The sequence below is a fragment of the Aeromonas enteropelogenes genome (genome assembly GCF_000819845.1).
Classification (GTDB): Bacteria; Pseudomonadota; Gammaproteobacteria; order Enterobacterales; family Aeromonadaceae; genus Aeromonas; species Aeromonas enteropelogenes.
The window spans coordinates 13,036-33,346 of the sequence record NZ_CDCG01000043.1; the positions used below are offsets into that span (position 1 = coordinate 13,036).

9 protein-coding genes are annotated in these 20,311 nt (G+C 61.8%); 8 read left to right on the forward strand and 1 reads right to left on the reverse strand.

All coding sequences use genetic code 11. The features are described from left to right. Positions 1–52 precede the first annotated feature (52 nt). The 4 genes from BN1123_RS18340 (at position 53) to glpC (ending at position 4,924) form a co-directional block, all read left to right on the forward strand. Positions 53–508 (forward strand): YchJ family protein, encoded by a 456-nt coding sequence (locus BN1123_RS18340; RefSeq protein WP_082037572.1) that lies wholly within the window; start codon positions 53–55, stop codon positions 506–508. A 233-nt stretch (positions 509–741) separates the two neighbouring features. After that, the gene (glpA, locus tag BN1123_RS18345) at positions 742–2,415 is read left to right on the forward strand and encodes an anaerobic glycerol-3-phosphate dehydrogenase subunit A (RefSeq protein ID WP_042028857.1); all 1,674 of its coding nucleotides are present in this window, start codon (positions 742–744) and stop codon (positions 2,413–2,415) included. Further along, positions 2,405–3,670, forward strand: a complete 1,266-nt coding sequence (glpB, locus tag BN1123_RS18350) for a glycerol-3-phosphate dehydrogenase subunit GlpB (RefSeq protein ID WP_042028858.1) — start codon at positions 2,405–2,407, stop codon at positions 3,668–3,670. The genes glpA and glpB overlap by 11 nt, the downstream gene beginning before the upstream one ends. 51 nt (positions 3,671–3,721) lie before the next feature. Continuing rightward, the gene (gene glpC, locus BN1123_RS18355; protein ID WP_042028859.1) at positions 3,722–4,924 is read left to right on the forward strand and encodes an anaerobic glycerol-3-phosphate dehydrogenase subunit GlpC; all 1,203 of its coding nucleotides are present in this window, start codon (positions 3,722–3,724) and stop codon (positions 4,922–4,924) included. 105 nt (positions 4,925–5,029) lie between these two features. Here glpC and BN1123_RS18360 read toward each other — a convergent pair whose 3' ends face one another. Further along, a complete protein-coding gene (locus tag BN1123_RS18360) occupies positions 5,030–15,706 on the reverse strand; it encodes a retention module-containing protein (protein WP_042028861.1) in 10,677 nt (3,558 codons plus the stop codon). A gap of 748 nt (positions 15,707–16,454) precedes the next feature. Between BN1123_RS18360 and nrfA the strand changes: the two genes are divergently transcribed. The 4 genes from nrfA to nrfD are packed head-to-tail and all read left to right on the forward strand — an operon-like array spanning position 16,455 to position 20,184. Then, positions 16,455–17,891, forward strand: coding sequence for an ammonia-forming nitrite reductase cytochrome c552 subunit (gene nrfA, locus BN1123_RS18365; RefSeq protein ID WP_042028959.1), 1,437 nt, complete (start codon positions 16,455–16,457; stop codon positions 17,889–17,891). A 51-nt stretch (positions 17,892–17,942) separates the two neighbouring features. Then, positions 17,943–18,554 (forward strand): cytochrome c nitrite reductase pentaheme subunit, encoded by a 612-nt coding sequence (nrfB, locus tag BN1123_RS18370; protein WP_042028862.1) that lies wholly within the window; start codon positions 17,943–17,945, stop codon positions 18,552–18,554. Beyond that, the gene (gene nrfC, locus BN1123_RS18375) at positions 18,551–19,231 is read left to right on the forward strand and encodes a cytochrome c nitrite reductase Fe-S protein (RefSeq protein WP_042028863.1); all 681 of its coding nucleotides are present in this window, start codon (positions 18,551–18,553) and stop codon (positions 19,229–19,231) included. Before nrfB ends, nrfC begins: the two co-directional genes overlap by 4 nt. Next, positions 19,228–20,184 carry a cytochrome c nitrite reductase subunit NrfD gene (gene nrfD / locus BN1123_RS18380; protein ID WP_042028865.1) on the forward strand — a complete coding sequence of 319 codons (957 nt, stop codon included), beginning with the start codon at positions 19,228–19,230 and terminating at the stop codon, positions 20,182–20,184. The genes nrfC and nrfD overlap by 4 nt, the downstream gene beginning before the upstream one ends. Positions 20,185–20,311: the final 127 nt, after the last annotated feature.

The window sequence follows — 20,311 nt, forward strand, 5'->3', positions numbered from 1 at the left end:
TTTTGGCAAAATGCCCCCATTGATGTGTTACCGGCCCCGGAGCCCCTTTTTCATGAACAATTGTCCTTGCGGTTCAACCCTCTCTCTCGATGTCTGCTGCGGTGCGCTCCACCATGGCGCCCCCGCCGACACCCCGGAGCAGCTGATGCGCTCGCGCTACAGCGCCTTTGTGCTGGGTCTGGGGGAATATCTGGTCCATAGCTGGCACCCTGATTATCTGAATGGACTGACCGCGACCGAGCTCTCCCAAACCGACACCCGCTGGGATGGCCTCGAGATCCTCGCAAGCCAAGGAGGTCCGGATGATGAAACCGGGATGGTGGAGTTCAAGGCCTGGTTCCTGGAAGGAGATGAGCGCCACTGCCTGCACGAGCGATCCCGCTTCGTGCGCTACCAGGGGCGCTGGGTCTATACCGATGGCGAGCAGGATCCGGCGCAGCCAAGGGTCGGGCGCAACGATCCTTGCCCCTGTGGCAGCGGCAAGAAATTCAAGAAGTGCTGCGGCTGACAACGCAAACAGCATGAGCAAGCAGAACAAGGGGCAACAAGGCCCCTTTTTCATATCTGGCTGGCCGGATGGGATCACCACACGGGATACATTTGCAGCGTGACCATTGTCACATAATGCTCATAAATGGCCATCACCATGAGCGTTTGCGAACATTAACTTGGCCAACATCAAACATTTTCACTCAAAAGTGCGCCACACTGGCCTCATCTGGAAGAGATGAGACGGGCACAATGAAAAGAATAACCACACAAGTCGTCATCATAGGCGGCGGCGCCACCGGCGCCGGCATCATGCGCGATTGTGCGCTGCGCGGCATCGACTGCATCCTGCTTGAACGGGATGATATCGCCGCCGGCACCACCGGCCGCAACCACGGTCTGCTCCACTCCGGCGCCCGCTACGCGGTGACGGATCAGGAGTCCGCCCGCGAGTGCATTCAGGAGAACCGCATCCTCAAGCGGATCGCCAGCCACTGCGTGGAAAACACCGGCGGCCTGTTCCTGACCCTGCCGGAAGATGACATCGGCTTTCAAAAGACCTTCATGGACGCCTGCGCCCTGGCCGGTATCGAGACCCGTCAGCTCGATCCCCGCGAGGCGCTGCAGCTCGAACCCAATGCCAACCCGGCCATGATAGGGGCTGTTCAGGTGCCGGACGGCACGGTCGACCCCTTCCGCCTCGCCGCCGCCAACGTGCTCGACGCCAAGGAGCACGGCGCCCGCATCTTCACCCACAGCAAGGTGCTGGGGCTGCTGCGTACCCAAGACAGAGTGCACGGGGTCAAAGCCATCAACACCCGCACTGGCGAGGCGTTCGAGGTGGAGTGTCAGGAGGTGATCAACGCCGCCGGCATCTGGGGCCAGCAGATCTGCGAGTACGCCGATCTCGGCATCCGCATGTTCCCGGCCAAGGGCTCCCTGCTCATCATGGATTACCGCATCAACCAGCTGGTGCTCAACCGCTGCCGCAAGCCGGCGGACGCCGACATCCTGGTGCCGGGCGATACCATCTCTCTCATCGGCACCACCTCAAGCCGCATCGATTACAACAAGATTGATCAGCTCACCGTGGAGCCGGAAGAGGTGGAAGTGCTGCTGCGCGAGGGGATAAAACTTGCCCCCATCATGGCGCGCACCCGCTTGCTGCGTGCCTACGCCGGGGTGCGCCCCCTGGTGGCGGTGGATGGCGACGAGTCGGGCCGCAACATCAGCCGCGGTATCGTGCTGCTCGATCACGCCGAGCGGGATGGTTTGCAGGGCTTCAACACCATCACCGGCGGCAAGCTGATGACCTATCGCTTGATGGCGGAGTGGGCCACCGATCTGCTGGCGAAAAAACTGGGCAACAGCAAACCGTGCCGCACCGCCGAGCTCAACTTGCCCGGCTCGCGGGATCCGGAGAAGGTCTCCGCCCCCGGCCTCTCGGCACCGGCCGAAGGATCTGCCCAGTATCGCCATGGCGAGCGGGTCATCGCCTTCTTCCGTGACAATCCCAAGGCCAACGCCCTCATCTGCGAATGCGAGATGGTGACCGCAGGCGAAATCGAGTATGCCCTGCGCGAGCTCGACGTGGACAACCTGGTGGATCTGCGCCGTCGCACCCGTCTGGGCATGGGCCCCTGTCAGGGTGAGCTGTGCGCCTATCGCGCCGCCGGCCTGATGCAGGAGTACGGCAAGGCCGATGGCCGCCAGGCCTGCGTCATGCTGCGCCAGTTCCTGGAGGAGCGCTACAAGGGTACCCGTCCCGTGCTGTGGGGAGATGCCCTGCGCGAGGCGGAATTTACCTACTGGATCTATGAAGGCTTGTTTGGCCTGAGTGAATGGACGACGCCCCGTCTGGTAAGCGACGCCGCCCCCCAGAGCCATGCCACAGAGACAAACGAGGAGACGCCCCATGAAATTTGACACCATAGTGATTGGCGGCGGCATGGCAGGCCTCTCGGCGGCCCTGCGTCTGGCCGAGGCTGGCCAGAAGGCGCTGCTGATGGCTTCCGGCCAGAGTGCCTTGCATTTTTCCTCCGGCTCGGTCGATCTGCTGGAGAGCGAGGGGGATCCCCGCGCCGCCCTGCCCGCCTTCATGGCTGCCAACCCTCATCACCCCTACGGCAAGGTGGGGATGACCCATATCGAGGCGAGCCTCGCCGATCTGCAGCGCCATTGTGCAGAAGAGGGGTTGTCGCTGTTTCGCCAGGAGCAGAACCACCAGCGCCTGACCCCCATCGGCACCCTGAAATCCACCTGGCTCTCCCCCGAGACCTGCGCCTGCGTCACCGATGCCCCCGTGCCGGATACCCTGCTGCTGGCCACCCTGGAGGGTTTTCGCGACTTTCACCCGGCGCTGGCGGCGGCAAATCTCGCGACCCACCCCCGCTTCGCTCACTGCCGCATCCTGACCGGTGAAATTCGCATTCCCCAGCTGGCCGAGTTCAGCCGCAATCCCCACGAGTTTCGCTCCGCCGACATCGCCCGCCTGTGCGACAAGCACCATCTGCTGGCGGATCTGGCCCGCGAGATCAGCCGCATGGTGATGGAGTGCGGCGAACCCGGCTGCCGCCATATCGTACTGCCCGCCTGTCTGTCGCTGGGGCTGGTCGGCCCGCGCCTGAGCGATCTGGAAAAGCGCACCGGCTGCACCATCCGGGAGGTTGCCACCATGCCGCCATCACTCATCGGCATGCGGATGCAAGAGGCCCTCAAACGCCGCTTTATCGCCCTTGGTGGCACCTTCCTTACCAGCGAGCGGGTGCTGGGCGCCCGCTACGAGGGCAACCGTGTCGTCGGCGTGCACACCCAGAACGGCGATGATCAGCTGTTCGAGGCGGACAACTTCGTGCTCGCCTCCGGCAGCTTCTTCAGCCGCGGGCTGGAGTCGCGCCTGCGCGGCATTCGCGAGCCCATCTTTGATGCCGACGTATTGAGCCTCAAAGAGCGCGACACTTGGGCCGGTCGCCGACTGTTTGACCACCATCCCTTCATGGGCTTCGGGGTCAAGACCGACGAGATGTTGCGGGTGCTGCGCGGCGGCAAGCCGCTTGCCAACCTCTATGGGGCGGGCAGCGTACTGGCGCACTATGACCCCATAAAAGAGGGGTCAGGCTCAGGTGTCGCGGTTGCCACCGGCTGGCAGGCCGCCGGCCACATTTTGAGTTCAGCCCAATGATGATTTCGCCCCATATCCCGTGCCTTCAATCTCGACGGGAGGAGAACTGACATGCTACTGGATCACGCCAACCAAACTTTCGATCAGTGCATCAAATGCACCGTCTGCACCGCTTACTGTCCGGTGGCCAAGGCCAATCCCGCCTACCCGGGCCCCAAGCAGGCGGGCCCGGACGGGGAGCGGCTGCGGATCAAGAGCCCCGAGCTCTTTGACAGCGCCCTCAAGTACTGCACCAACTGCAAACGCTGCGAGGTGGCCTGCCCGAGCGGGGTGCGCATCGGCGACATCATCGCCAAGGCCAAGCATCAATACAGCGGCTTCAAACCCGGGATCCGCGAATTCGTGCTCTCCCACACCGATCTGATGGGCAGCATGTCCACCCTGATGGCCCCAGTCGTCAACTTCACTACCGGCCTCAAGCCGATGAAGCTGGTGCTGGACAAGGCGCTCGGGGTCTCCTCCCACCGGGACCTGCCCAAATACTCCCAGGGCACCTTCCGCGGCTGGTACAAGAAGCAGAAGGAGACCCAGGCCAGCTTTGCGCGCCAGGTCGCCTACTTCCACGGCTGCTACGTGAACTACAACCACCCTCAGCTCGGCAAGGAGCTGGTGCAGGTGCTCAACGCCATGAACATCGGCGTGCAGCTGCTTGAGCGAGAGAAGTGCTGCGGCGTACCGCTGATTGCCAACGGCTTCATGGACAAGGCCAAACAGCAGGCGGCCTTCAACATCAAGCAGCTGGAAAACAGCCTGCTTGGCAACGAGATGCCGCTGCTCACCACCTCCTCCACCTGCGGCTTCACCCTGCGGGATGAATACCCCCACCTGCTGGAGCAGGACAACCACAAGGTGCGCGATCGCATCTCCCTGGTGACCCGCTTCCTGTGGAACGAGTTCTACAAGGGCAACAAGCCGGCCATGAAGCCGCTCGGGCTGCACATCGCCTACCACACCCCTTGCCACATGGAGAAAATGGGGGGCGTCATCTACACACTCGAATTGCTGCGTGCCATCCCGGGGGTCAAGGTGACCGTGCTGGAGTCCCAGTGCTGCGGCATCGCCGGCACCTACGGCTTCAAGTCGGAGAACTACGAGACCAGCCAGACCATCGGCGAGGGGCTGTTTGATCAGATAAACCGCCTGAGACCGGATCTGGTCATCACCGACTGCGAAACCTGCAAGTGGCAGATCGAGATGAGCACGGCGTTTCGCTGCGAGCATCCCATCCATCTGTTGGCTCAAGCGCTGGCCTGACGGACGATCAGATACTGAATAAGTCAGACAAAGAGAAAACCAAGAAGATCAAAAAGATAAAAAAGAGCCGGCACTTGCCGGCTCTTTTTATGGCTGCTCCCCCGCTCAGGGGTGCTGGGTGATCAGGCTATGGTTATCCAGCATGTTCTGCAGGATGTCGTGGGACGTTGTCCCCGTCAGACCCCAGTTACCGAGATCCACATCCTTCAAGGTGATCTGCTGGGTTACCTGGCCATCCCCGGCTGGCGAGACCGAGAGATTCACATTGCTGAGGCCATTGCTGCCGGCCGTCACCGAGGCCGAGAGGTGGCCAAGCAGGCCATCGACACTGTTGCTGCTGACTCCGCTCAGCATGTCCGCCAGATCGATCCTGTCCCCCTCCTCCGGATGGAAGTCGGTGATGGTGTCGATGGCGGGCAGGCTGGCGCTCCCCTCATCCCCCTTCTGCCAGACGAAGAGATCACTGCCAGCCCCCCCGGTGAGGATGTCATTGCCCTGTCCACCCAGCAGGCGATCATCGCCGGAGGCACCGAACAACCAGTCCCCCTGAGCCGAGCCCAGCAGCTCATGGCCACTCTGGGTATGGATAGTGATGGTGTCGAGCTGGGTGCCAAGGGTGGTGCCACCCGCAGTGGACTCGGCGCTGACTCCCAGCACCTGATCCCCCGCCGTCAGGCCGCTCAGATAAAGCGGCACCGAGTGATCCCCGGGGATCAGCCAATCCCCCTGACCGTCGGCCTGACCGACCATCTGGCCCTGTTCATCCTGTACCTGGGCGCTGCCCAGGCCGCTGATGCGAATGGCGAGCTCGCCGTCGACCGGGTTTACCACGCTGGCGTTGAGGCCAAGGGGGATCACCGCTCCCTGCAGGGCGATGATCTCGTGGGCTCCCACGGTCAGGGTCGGCATATCCGGCTCGGCCGTCACCGTGATGGGGACCTGATCCGTGTCGCTCATGGCGCCGCCAAGCCCGATGTTGCCCTGATCCGTGGTGGTGATGGTGAGGTTGTCCTGGCCCCAGAAATCCGCCGCAGGTTCATAGTGCAGCTGGCTGTCGAGTAGCTGGTTGATGTCGCTCAATGAGCCCACCAGGAGGATCTCGTTGCTGCCCGCCCCCTGCACCGAGACGGCGCCGGCGCTGCCCAGCAGGGTCAGGATGCCATGCTCGACCCGCAGCGCCATGGAGATGGGGGCACTGCCCGCATCCACATCCTTCACGCTGATGCCAGAGAGGGAGAGAGCGCCATCCTCTTTGACCGACAAACTGGCCGGCACCTGGTTGACCGGGGCATCGTTGACCGCCTGCACCTCGATGGGCAAGACATCGGTATCGCTCAGGGGCCCGCCACTGCCGGTGTTACCAAGATCATCGGTGACCATGGTAAGCCGATCCTGGCCATTGAAGTCTTGGACGCCTTGATAGGTCACACCACCACTGAGCAAGGCGTTAAGATCGGCCAGAGTGCCGGTCAGCACCAGGGAGCCGGTGCCATTGCCGACCACGGTCACCCCGCTGCCGGCCGGCAGGTTGAGGGTGCCGTGTTCGACCAAGAGGCGCACCTCGATGGGGCTGTTACCCGCATCCACATCCTTCACCTGCAGTCCCCGGATGACAAAGGGGGTATCCTCCTGCGCTACCTGGGGATCCGTCGGCAGTACATTGACCGGCGCATCGTTGACCGGGCTGATATCCAGATGGATGTTGCCGCCCACCTCGGGGCCGAGGGCGCCGTTGTCCAGACTCTGGGCCGTCACCTTGAGATCCACAGTGCCATTGATGTCGTTGGTCACCAGCTCCACCGCATCGAGCTTGCCGCCATCCGTGGTGATCTGCCAGACGCCGCCCCCGAGATCCACCACCGTGCCGGCGATCCCGTTTGGCAGACGCACCTCTGCTCCATCGGGGACCCCTTCGATAGTCACGCGTACCTGCTCCGTCCCGTTTTCGTGCACATTGCCGGCACTGCCACCGGTGGCCTGGGTATCCCGGGTCTCCAGACCCAGGTTCAGGGTGATCACGTCCCCCTCCGTACCGCTCGCCTTGTCCTGAATATCGGCAACGATGGGATCCCCCACCGGGTTGACAGTGACGGTGAAGCTGCCGCGGGTTTCAAGGGGCAGAGTGAGCCCCTGATCCAGGGTAAAGGCGCTCAGGGTGAGATCCACGCTGCCGCTGAAATCCGCTGGCGGGATCAGGGTCAGTTTGGCGAAATCTGTGCCCACCGGCACCTGCCAGACGCCGCCGCCATTGTTGACCGCGGGGGCCGAGAGGGTGAAGCCATCGGGCACCCCTTTTATCTGCAGCGCCACTATCTGCTCGGAGCCGTCGTTGTCCACCAGGGCGGCATCGAAGCCTGCGAGGCTGACGCTGCCATCCTCATCACCTGTCACGTCGTGCACGGTGAGCGCCGCCGGATCATTGACCGGCTTGACCTCGAAATTCACCTGGCCACTCCAGCTGCCGCGATCCGTGCCCGTGGTGGCGGTGTCGAGAATATCCACCGTCACCACGAGCGGCACCTGACCGCTGAAGTGCTCTTTGGGCACAAACACCAGCTCCTTGAGACCATTGGCATCCACCACCAGCGACTGGACGGAATTGCCGTTGCCATCGAGGAAGTGGCCGTACCTGGCATCGACGGTCACGGTCACCCGCTCCACCGTCTCGAGACCGCCATCGGTCACCGAAGGGCTGATATCGGCGAGTTTCACCGAAAGATCGAGGTGGATCTCGGTGTCTTCCAGATTGTCCGGCTGGCCGTCGCCGTTCACATCCTTCACATCCAGCTGCAGGCTCGGCATGCCATCACGACCACCGTTGACGTCCACCTCGGGGGTGATGGAGAGCGACACGTCCTTCTCCACCACCTTGGTGTCGCCACTCACCGTATCCGTGTTGACCAACCGCACATTGAAATGCAGGCCATCACCGGCGTAGTCCTCTGGCAGGGTCAGGGTCAGGCTGTCAAGATCGCTCAGGCCATTAGGTAATTTGATCAGATACTCGCCGTTGACAAAGTCAAAGGTGAGCCCCTGCACATTGACGCCGGCTGGCAAGCCGGTGATGACGATGCTGAGCTCGTCATCGCCGTTGTCCGTGTTGCCCAGGGTCGCCAGTTGCCTCAGCTGGGCGCCAAAATCGACGCTGTGGTCTTCGACACCCGTGATGGGTTTGGTGTTGTCAAAATCGATAGTCGCGGCCACCTGACTGCCGTTGCTCGCGACATGGAACTCGGCGCTGGTGTTGAGCTCCCGGTACACAGGCACACTGATATCCCCCTCGCCGTTGTCGCCAAGATCGATCACCCTGGCGCTGACCTTGAAGGTGACGGTACCGGTAAAACCGTCCGGCGCGTGCAGCGCATAGCTGCCAAGAGCGCTGTTCGGCACTGTCCAGTTGCCCTTGCCATCGCTGATGCCCCCCACCACCACAAAGCCCGGCGGCAAGTCGCTGATGACCAGATAGTCGATGACCTCACTGCTGCTGGGATCGAGATCCTCGAAGGTGAACACGTCCTTGAGCGGGATATCATGCCCGTCCTGGCTATCCAGCTGGCCGGTTTGTACCAGCTGGCCATCGGGCTCCACCACAGCCCGAATATCCACGTGCAGGGTGCCATCGATCACCTTCTGGGCCGTGGCACTGGAGTCCACATCATGCTGGGTGATGGTGACATGGCTCTGGATGCGGGTGTCCCTGTCGCTGTCTTCGGGGGGTTTGACCAACAGCTGGCCGCCATTGAGCAGGTTCTGCAGGTCGGCGTCGCTCAAGTCCACGGCACCACCGTTCACGGTTAACTGGGTATCCACTCCCCCGACCCGGATCCAGATTTCATAACCGGGTTCGATGCCGGAAAGGCTGAGGTGAGTGACATGCTCGGCGCTGTCGCTCAGGTCCGGATGCCAGTTCAGCACCACAAACTCATCTTCCAGACCATGGCTGGTCTTGGCATAGTCGCCGGCATCGATCTCGGGCTCCACCTTGATGGTGAGCGGCACATCGAAGCGCTTGTGATCCCCGTCATTCTCGGTCACTACCACATGACCGATAAGGTGTATATCGGCGGTGCTGTTGGGAGGCGGCTGGATCTGCAGATTGCCAAGGGATGACACATTCACCTGATAGAGGGGATTGCCCTGGCCATCGAGCCCGGCAAAGGTCAGGGTCAGCTCCTTGCCGCTGCCGTCAAACACCTTGGCCCCGGCCGGCAAGCCTTCCAGCACCAGGTTGAGGGTCTCCGAGGTGTCCAGCGGCGTGTCGACCTTCTCCCCTGACTCCAGCCGGAAGTCGAGCGGCGCCCGGCCATCTTCCTTGATGGTGATGGTGTAGCCGTCGCCCTCCTGGGTCCAGTCCGTGGTATTGAGATCAAAATGCGGTTTATCCACGACCCCGACCAGATCCACGTGCAGGCTCTGGCTACCGGTCTCCTTCTCGTTCACCACGGTATGGGTCTGGCCGTTGGCATCGGTCAGGGTGGCGGTGTCCTTCACCACCCCCTTGATGGTCAGATCAAAATCGACGTTGCTGTTTTTTGGCGGCAACAGCTTGAGGTCATTGATGCGATCGTAGGGCACCTCGTAGTAACCATTCGCATCCAGGGTCACCACTACCCCGCCCAGCAGCAGGGTGGCACCGGCGGGCAGGCCGCTGATACGCACAAACAGCTGCTCGGAGCCATCGGTTGTGTCCCCCAGATGGCCGAGCACTATCTTGCTACCAAGGTTGAGCTGGGTGTCTTCCTTGCCCTGGATCTCGCGCACGGTCAGCTTGGCGTCATCGGCGAGCGGATTGACGTTGATCACCACCTCCAGCGGATCGCCGAGGGCCGTCTCCTTGCCGGTCACCACCGGGGTCTTCTCCGTGCTCACCGGGGTCACCACCAGCTTGATGTCACCGCTGTAGTCCTTACCGGGCACCACGGTCACCTTGTTGATGTCGCCACCGGCCACCGTATAGAGGCCATTCGCCCCCGGAGTGAGCACCTTACCGTTCAGGGTCAGAGCCCCTTGGCCGGAGGCCCACTCGATCTGGTAGCTCAGGGTCTCGGAGCCATCGATGTCGGTGAGGTTGGCATGCACGTTGAGAGCAACGCCACTGTCATCCTCATTGATGCTGTAATGCTTGTCGCTACTGCCATCCCATACCGGCTTGTCGGCAATGCCCTGTACCGTGATGTCTAGGTTGCCGTTTAGCACCGGAGGCTTGCTCCCCTCAGTGACACCTACCTGCAACTTGACCGGGAAACTCAACGGACTGCCTCCGTTGTTGTAGCTCGAGTAGTCGTGGTTTGGCACGAAGGTGACACCGGTGAGCTGGAACTTGTCATCGGTGTTGGCCACCACCACCATGGCCGCGGGCGGCACCTGATACCAGGTCTTGCCACCCTGGGTGATAGTGGTCAGTGCGACGCCGTTAAAATAGAAGGTGCCCTGGGCATTGGCAGGCGCCTGGATAAGCAACTGCTCCACATGTTCGCCCCTATCAAAATCGCCGATATCGAGCGCCATGTTGATGGAGATCCCCTGGCCCGGATCGCTCGCCCCAGCATCCTCCTGGCCGGTGACCGCGCTCACGGTGAGCTTGCCAGCCTCGTCCTTGATGGTCAGGGTCAATACCCCATCATCGGTGTCCCCATCCCCATCCACCAGATGGAACGCTATCTGCTGCACCAGGGTACTGTTGCTGTGATCGATGCCGGATTTCGCAGTGAAGCTGTAGTTACCCTCAGCCTTGATCACCAGGGTACCGATGATTTGCCCCGTACTGTCGGTAACCGCAATGGTGGTGTTACCGCTGGCGGCGATGGGGTGTTCGGTGCCATTGATGGTCACCGATCTCACCACCGCATCGTCCGCCCCCTCACTGGCGGGGGCCAGAAGATCGCCGGTCACTTTCGCACCTTCATACAGGGTCTTGCTCGCATCCACGGCCACGGGAACATCGTCCTGCACGCTCACATGGCCAATCACTTCGGCACTGAGGTCCCCGTCACTGTCCCGCGCCTGCAATGGCAGCTGGATATCCAGCAGATCCTTGCCCTGGACACTGTGATCCAGATTGCCGGTGAGCTCGAAGGTGTAGCGGCCGGACACATCCAGGGTCAGCTTGAAGATGAGCTTGCCTGCGCTGTCCTTGCCAAGGTAGACACCCGGCTGGCTGTCTGCGCCCAGGGTGACCGCCTTGCCCCCCGACGTGAGGGTATTGAGGGCGTTGAAGCGGGCCACATCCAGTTGCAGGGAGGCAACCCTGTCACTCCCGGCGGCGATCGTCACTTGGCCGATGGCAACCTCTCCCGTGCCTGACGGGCTGGTGCCCCCATGCTGGCCACTCCCCCCGTTGAGATCCGACTCCTTGACGGTCACCCCCTCAATGGCGCTAATGACGGGATCGGCGGCATCGGTGATCACGGCGGTGGTGCTGCCGGTGATCACCGAGCCATCGCTGTCGGTGACCTGTACCGGCAGGGTCAGATTGAGAGTGTCGCTCGTCTTGTGATCCAGGCTGGTATGGACCGTCACCTGATACGCCAGGGTAGCCTCGGTATGGGCTTCGATGCGCCCCGGCACGCTCGGCAGGGTCACGCTCAGCACCAGGGAGCCGCTGGCGGTGACCGCCTGGAAGCTGTGGCCGTTGCTGCCCGGCACCTCTTGCCAGGTGAGCGTCTCCCCGTTGTGGGTCATGGCCTTGCCGCTCGCATCCACCACCTGGCCAGCGAGCGTCAGCCGCACATCCGTCACGGGATCGGAATCCGCCTTGATGGTCAGGGTCCCGCTGGCATGTTGATCGTCGCCGGTCTGGTTGCTGGCGGCACCATCGAAGCGCCCCTCGCTCAGAGTCACGCCGGTGAGATTCAGGGTTGGATTGTCCCCTTCCGCAATGGTGACGTTGAGGGTGCCCGTGGTGCTGTCGTTGTTGCCAGATCCCTTGTCGCTATCAATGACATTGACCTTGAATGGCAGCTCGGTGGCGTTGCCACCGCTCTGATGTACCCCTTCGAACAGGGTCACCTTGTAGTCGAAACCGTTGCTAGTGGCGTTGTCGAGCTTGCCAACCAGTTCCACCTGCAACACCTCAATGCGCTGACCAGCCACCTCCACATAACCCTTAAGGATCTGACTGCCCGGGATGGCAGGATCCCCATCCACCAGTTCGTATTTCACCGGCTGACCCAGGGCTGTCAACGCCGGTTGTTCGGAAGGATCGGCAAACGACACCTCGCTCACCCGATCCGAACCGGCGCTGATCTGAAACTGGCCCGTGCCGGTGAGAGGATTGTGACCATCGAGGTTGCCCTCATCCAGGCTGACGCCGCTACCCGCGACAAAGGCGGGGGCACCACCATCCTTGATGACCAGTGGCAACTGGGTAGAGACCCTGTCGCCATCTTTATCCGTGAGCGTCACCGCCAGCGGCAGATCCAACGACTCGTTGCCCTGATGATCCAGCTCGCCGCTCAGGGTGACTTTGCTGGTGACGCTCCAGTTGCCATTGTTCTCCACCAGATCGAGCTCGGCCCGCAATACCTCGCGACCGTCCGCACTGGTGCCCACCAGATCGCCGTTGGCATCCAGGGTGAAGGTGACTGGACTGCCGTGGCTGCTGTACTTGCCATCCAAAGTGCTCTGGATCGCCGAGAGGTCGAACTTCAGGCTGCTCGCATCAAGCGCATCTGAGCCATGGCTTACGGTAAAGCTCATGGTGCTGACGGCGGCGGCCTCCCCTTGCGCCATCTCTGTGATGGCGGTGCCGGTCACGGCGCTGATGACCGGATTGGCCCCGTCACCGATGGCGACGCTCAAGCTGGAGGAGACGGTATCACCGTCGCTGTCGAGCAGGGTAAACGCGGCTTTAAGCAGGCTGTCAGCACTACCCTGATCGAGCGGCTGATGGAGGGTGAAGTTATATTTGCCGTCGTTGCCAAGAGTGAGGGTGAACACCAGCTGGCCATCCGGCGTGCGCCCTTCGATAAGGTGATCGGCCACCGTAACGGCCACACTCTGCTTGCCGGAGGTCAACCCCTGCAGCCCGGGCTGGCTGGCATCGAAGGTAATGCTGCTGAGCGGATCGCTGCCCGCAGTGATATTGAGATCCCCCGAAAGGGTCTGGGCCGCGCTCCAGTCGCTGTCTTCCGTCAAGGTCAGGGTGACCGGATCGACCAGGGGCAACACACCATCCGTGATATGAATATTGAGGGTGCCGAGGTTGCTCTTGTCTCCGTCAAAGTCGCTGCCCTGCACCTGCAATCCCAGGTTGACGCTGTTGGTACCCACCGGCTGATCCAGCACGCCATCGAGCGTGAGATGGTACTTGCCATCGAGATCCAGGGTAACGGTCAATATGCTCTTGCCCCCCGCATCGAAGAGGGTAATAACGTTGCCGCTCACCTGGTAACTGGTCGGCTTGCCGCCGCTGGTGAGGCCGTCGAGCCTGGGTTGGCTTGCCTCGAAGTTGAGGGACACCAGGCGATCGCTGCCCACATTGACCGGCAGCTGACCATCCAGAGTCTGACCTGCCGACCCCTCTTGCAGCGTCACACCACTGTCGATGCCAAGACTCGGGTCGACACCATCGTTGACGGTCACTACCAGATCGGCGCGGGTCTCGTCCCCATCTATCTCTTTGGCCGACACGGTGAGCCCCAATGAGAGCGCATCGCTCCCCTGATGATCCAGCGGGTCGGTCAGGGAGACGGTCACAGTGCCATCGACATCGCTGCCGGACTGACTGGCGCTCAGCTCGGCCTTGAGCACCTCGACCCGCTTGCCATTGCCATCCAGGTAGTAGCCGGTCAGCAGGCGATCCCCGGAAAATTCAAAGGTGAGAGCATGGCCGTCGCTGCTCATGCCGCTGCCGTTGAGGCGCGTCAGGGTATCGCCCTGATTGGCGAAGATGACAGAGTCCGCCAGCAGGGGGTCGGCCTGGTGACCAACCACAAAGTGGCTCTGCCCCACCACGGCCCCGGCGTCGGTAAAGGCATCCTCGGTCAGGGTGATGGATGGCAGGGTAAAATCGGGGGGCGTGCTGTCCACCAGATTGACATCAAGGGTGGCGCGAACCAGATCCCCGTCGCTGTCGCGATACTCGAGGTTGAAAGGCAGGCTCAGGTTGTCCTGGCCGTGATCCAGGCTCTGGTTCCAGACGATGCGATAGCTGCCGTCATTGGCCAACGTCAGAGTAAAGACGGTGACCCCGGCGGCACTGGCCGTGAGGGTCTGGCCGCTGGTCTGATAGCTCAGGGGTGAGCCATGGCTGCTGAGGCCAAGTCCCTCAAGGGCGCTCTGACCGACGGCAAACCCGACCTGCAGGTTGCCATCCAGGCCGGCGCCGGTATGCAGGGAGCCGGTGGCGCTGACGGGCCCTTTGGCCAGTTCCGCCTCGGAAAGAGTCAGGGTATCGCTCTGCCCGATAAGGGGAGCACCATCTATCACCCGGTTTCCCGCCAGATCGGTCACCTCGGCGCGCACCTCATAGGATCCGGTAATGCCGGAGAGATCCAAGCCCGCGAGTTGCCAGCGCCCGTCACTGTCCACCAGGGCGCTGCCGCTCAAAAGCGTCTCGCCACTCTGGCCGATGAGGGTGATGGTGACGCTTTGACCGGCTTCCACTTCCGTGGTGGTTCCGCTCAGGGTGACACCGCCCTGACCCAGAATAAGCCCCGTGTCGAGATCGTCGATATCGATGCCGGCCCGGGTGTCGACGGTCACGGTCAGGGTATCGCTGGCCCGGTTGCCGGCGATGTCCACCGCATTGACCTCAAAGGTATGCTCGCCATCGGCCAGAGTATTGGGGATCTGGTACTGCCAGTTGCCCGCCGCATCTACTGTCAGCACGGTGAGTACATTGCCGCCAAGAGAGAGAGTCACGGTAGCGCCGGGCTCCCCCTTGCCTTGCAACAGTGGCGTATTGTCGCGAGTCAGATCGTCGGTCTGGCTGGCGCCCGTGTCACTCTCGTCCGCCAGATCCAGGGTAATGGTGGTGATGGTATCGAGCAGAGTCTGGCCGAGATCGCTGGCACGGTTGCCCGATACATCCTGGGTGTCCGCCTGTATGGTGAGCGGGCCATCCACCAGCTTGCCGGTCAGATCGCCAAAGTTGGCCTCCCAGACCAACCCGGGCAGTACAACCGTGGTCACCGTCAGCGAGTTACCCGCCTGATCAGTCAGGGTCACGGTCACCGGCTGGCCGACCTCTACGTCGTCCACCGTACCGCGGATGATGACCCCGGTCGCCTCGGCGCCGTTGATGATGTTGTCGTCGGTCTGGGGTTCTGTGATGGTGATGGCCGCGAAGAAATCGCGCGCCTCGGAAAAAAGCAGCTCATCGGTCGCAATACTGGCCCCATGATCCGTATCGAATCCGGCCTCGGCCAGGGTGGCATCATTGATGCGATCGACGATGACGAAGCCACCCTGGCTGGAGCCGGCAACCCCACCTGCGTTGCCAGCCCCTGCGGCGGCATTGCCCGCGGCCGTCTCCTGAAACTGTTGCGTCGGGTCTATCCCCTGACGAATGGCCTCTTGCAACGAAGCGAGATCCGGATCCAGCGGCTGCTCGTTGCCATTGACTGCGGCGGCGTCGGCACTGGCCTGTGCCTCAGGCTCTGCTGGCACTTCGGGGTCGGCCATCTCGACCTGCGCCCCTTGCGCCGTTTGCAGGCGATCACCGGGAACCAGCGCCATCCCGGCCTTGGCTGGTGTGACAGAACCATCTGCACTGATGACAAACGCGGGGCCCTCGACTCGAGCGATCACCGTGGATTTTTCAATTTGCAACTCTGCCATACCACCTCCGGCAAGAATGGAATCAAGCACACGGGTGTTAACAGGGTGCTCATCTGGTGAGCGATCATAAAGCAATCGCCATCACGCTTCTTTTCACTATTTTCGACATAAACCCCTAAAAAATGGCCGTTACTTACTATGTTGTGCATATGAGGGACCTTGAACCACCATGCGGGTCTCAAATGACACATTTAGCGCGCCATTACTGACTGAACTGTTCATTGCCATGCGATCATATTTGTCGTCAGATTGGCCAGATTCCAGGCGTCCAATGCTTGAAGATAGTGCTGTTTCAACCCGTCTCCACCATGGCCAACTCGGGTCTCATCTACCTAAAAATGAATAAATAAACCACGAGCGGAGATTGGCGCTCCAACCAGGCATGAGTGTCAAAGACACATTGGAGTCGTGTGACTCAGAAAACGAGTGCCCCTGATCGGCCCTTGTGCCTTCACCACCAGAGCGGGTAACCCCCTGACAAGCCATGGAGTTTCCAGCAAAAATTTAACCGAGATCTCATTTCGACCGATTGCCTCCCGCGACGATTGATCTAGCGCAAACCCACTCCCGATAAATCATCATTGCCTATACCTATTTGGTAATGTATTCGGCGAGCAATCGCATAAAAAATCGGTTTATTCACCGTCAACAAGAGATTGGTCTGCCCACTCCCGCGCCCTGCGGGTGTTGATGTCCACGCAACAAGATGGAACGGGTCAGACCGCACCAAGACATTTATCTGGGAGTGATGATCGTGGGTTCACATAACAAACAAACCAGGCTGGGGCTCGCCGCCCTGCTACTGACCGGTCTGCTTGGCAGCAGCTGGGCTCAGGCCGAAGAGAGCACCAAAGGCAAGATAGAGGCACGCAACGAACTGTTTGCCAAGGATCACGCCGATCAGTTCAGCAGTTGGAAAGCCACCAGCGACAGCAAGGAGCGCAGCGACGCCCTGGCCGAGGATCCCAACATGGTGGTGCTCTGGGCCGGCTACGCCTTTGCCAAGGATTACAACAAGCCCCGCGGTCACTTCTATGCCCTGACCGACGTGCGCGAGACCCTGCGCACCGGTGCCCCGAAAACCGCCGAAGATGGCCCCCTGCCCATGGCTTGCTGGAGCTGCAAGAGCCCGGACGTGGCACGGGTGATCGACGAGCAAGGCGAGGATGGTTACTTCAAGGGGATGTGGGCCAAGGGCGGCCCGGAAATCGTCAACACCATCGGCTGCGCCGACTGCCATGACACCGCCTCGAAAGAGTTCAAGGAGGGCAAGCCTGCCCTGCACCTCTCCCGTCCCTATGCCGATCGGGCCATGACCGCCATCGGCAAGCCGTTCAAGGAGCAGGGCCGCTTCGATCAGCAATCCCAGGTGTGCGGTCAGTGCCACGTGGAGTACTACTTCACCGGCCCCACCAAGGCGGTGAAATTCCCCTGGGATGATGGCACCTCGGTCGAGCAGATGGAGGCCTACTACGACGAACTGGGCTTCTCCGACTGGACCCACGCCGTCTCCAAGACCCCCATGCTCAAGGCCCAGCACCCCGAGTACGAAACCTGGCGCGCCGGCATTCACGGCCAGAACAATGTGGCCTGCGTCGACTGCCACATGCCCAAGGTGCAAAACGAACAGGGCAAGGTCTACACGGATCACAAGATTGGCAACCCGTTTGATCGCTTCGAGCAGACCTGCCGCAACTGCCACACCCAGAGCAAGGAGATGCTGCAAGGCATCGTCAAGCAGCGCAAAGACGCCGTTGTCGAGACCAAGCTGAAAGTCGAGAAGCAGCTGGTACGCGCCCACTTTGAAGCCAAGGCCGCCTGGGATGCCGGTGCAACCGACGCCGAGATGAAAGATATCCTGCAAGACATCCGTCACGCCCAGTGGCGCTGGGACTATGCCATCGCCTCCCACGGGGTACAGATGCATGCCCCGGAAGTGGCCCTCAAGGTCCTGGGCAGTGCCCTCGACAAGGCCGCCGACGCCCGCACCAAGCTGGCACGCCTCCTGGCCGCCAAGGGGATCAGCCAGGAGATCGCCATTCCTGACATCTCCACCAAGGAGAAGGCCCAGGCCGCCCTTGGCATGGACATGAAGCAGTTCAACAGCGACAAGGCCCAGTTCCTCAAGACCACTGTTCCCGCCTGGGATGCCGAGGCCAAAGCGGCCGGCCGGCTGGCACAGTAACCGATGGCTGCGGGCCCGCCGGTCGGGCCCGCAGCAGGATGGAGGCTTCATATGGGTGATTTGACGATGGATTTCTTACGACTGATGCTGATGGCGGCCATGCTGCTGACCAGCGTACAGGGCCAGGCCGCCGAGCAGACAACCGCTCCCGCTGCCGTGCCCCCCACCCACGAGGTGGAATTCTTGCGCAGCGCCGACAAGGCCTGTACCGACTGCCACAAGGATCAGGACGACGTCATGCACGGCAAGCATGGCAAGGCGACCAATCCCAACAACCTCAAACCGGTGACCTGTACCAACTGTCACGGCCAGCCCTCGCCCAAACACAGGGAAGGGGTCAAGGATGTGATGCGCTTTAGCAACAGCTTTAGCGACAAGAAGAGCACCGAGGCGTACCCCATCGTGGAGCAGAACAGCGTCTGCATGAGCTGCCACGAACCCAAGCCCCTGCGCGAGGCGCTTTGGGCCCACGACGTGCACGCCACCAAGCTCACCTGCACCAGCTGCCACGCTCTGCACCCGGCCAAAGAACCCATGGTGGGGATCCCGGAAAAATCCCGCATCAAGCTCTGCGTCGACTGCCACAGCAAACAGCATGAGGCGGCCAAGGCCAAGGTCGAGGCAAACCAGGCCAAAGTGGCCCCGGGCAAGGAGGCATCATGAGCTGCTCTCGCCGTCAATTCATGGCGGGGATGAGCGCCGGGGCCCTCATCATGATGACGGGGCCGACCCGCTCGCTCGCCAGCTCCCTCGCCCACACCCAGACCATCGACGGGGTGCGCTACGGCATGCTGCATGATGAGCAGGCCTGCATCGGCTGCACCGCCTGCATGGACGCCTGCCGGGAAGTGAATCAGGTGCCGGAGGGGGTCTCGCGCCTCGAGATCATCCGCTCCGGCCCCGTTGGAGAGTATCCCGACGCCGAGTACCACTTCTTTCGCAAGTCCTGCCAGCACTGCGACAACGCCCCTTGCGTCCACGTCTGCCCGACTGGCGCCTCCCATATCCGTATGGAGGATGGCATCGTCGATGTGAACCCGGATCTGTGCGTCGGCTGCATGTATTGCCTGGCCGCCTGCCCCTATCAGGTGCGCTTCATCAACCCGGTCACCCGGGTCGCCGACAAGTGCGACTTTTGCCGCAAGACCAACCTGGCCCAGGGCAAGGAGCCGGCCTGCGTGGAATCCTGCCCCACCAGGGCGCTGGTGTTTGGCAACCTGGATGATCCCAACAGTCCGCTCTCCCAACGGCTGGTGAAGGAGACCACCTATCGCTACAAGCAGGCGCTCGGCACCTCGCCCAAGATGTACCGCGTGCCCAAAGGGGAGATAAAGTCATGACGATGCAAGAGGCATTTCACTTCCCTTCTCTCGTTTGGAACTGGCCGATCGCCATCTACCTGTTCCTGCTCGGCATCTCCGCCGGGGCCGCCACCCTGGCTGTGCTGCTGCGCCGCAAGGGGGCTGGCAGCGAGAGCGGTATCATCAAGGCGACCGCCATCCTGGCACCCGCGAGCGTGATCCTGGGCTTGTTGATCCTCATCTTCCACCTGGCCCGTCCCTGGACCTTCTGGAAGCTGATGTTCCACTACCAGTTCGACTCCGTGATGTCGATGGGGGTCATGCTGTTCCAGCTCTATATGGCAGTGCTGTTCGCCTGGCTGGCAGTGGTGTTCAGAAGCGAGATCGAGGGGCTGCGCGTCCGGTGGTTTCAGGATAAGTTCGCCTTTGTGGATAGCCTGATCGCCTGGCTCGCCCGCCTTGAGCGGCTGCTGGCCCCCGTCCTGCTGCTGCTGGCGGTGCTGCTCGGGGCCTATACCGGCTTCCTGCTCTCGGCGCTCAAGACCTATCCGCTGCTGAACAACCCGGTATTGCCGGTGCTGTTTCTGGTCTCGGGCATCAGCTCGGGCATCGCCTCTACCATCTTGCTGGCGGTGACCCTGTTCAAGGAGAACCACCACAGCCAGGGGGTCAGCTTCGTGCACCGCTTCGAGCGTCCCATGCTGGCGGTAGAGATCCTGCTGCTGGTCTGCTTCTTTACCGGCCTCTACTTCGGTGGCGGCCAGAAAGAGGTGGCCATGTGGGCCGCCATCGGCAGCGGTTTCTGGGCCCAGGTGTTCTGGGTAGGGGTGGTGGGTATCGGCATGGTGTTGCCCCAGCTGATCGCCTTCCTGACCCCGGCTCCCCTGCGAGAGAAGAGCGGCCATCTGGTGCTGGTGTGCAGCCTGACCCTGGTGGGGATCCTGCTGCTGCGCTACTTCGTGCTTTATGCCGGCCAGATGACGGTTGTTTAAAGGTATGATCACCAGCGCCAGCCGCCCCTCGGGCGACTGGCGCTGGTTTGTTGTTGGCCCAATGGATTTCTGGTGATGCCACACCCGCTGCCTGCCGAGCCCCCGCCAAACGGGAGACGACGCGGCG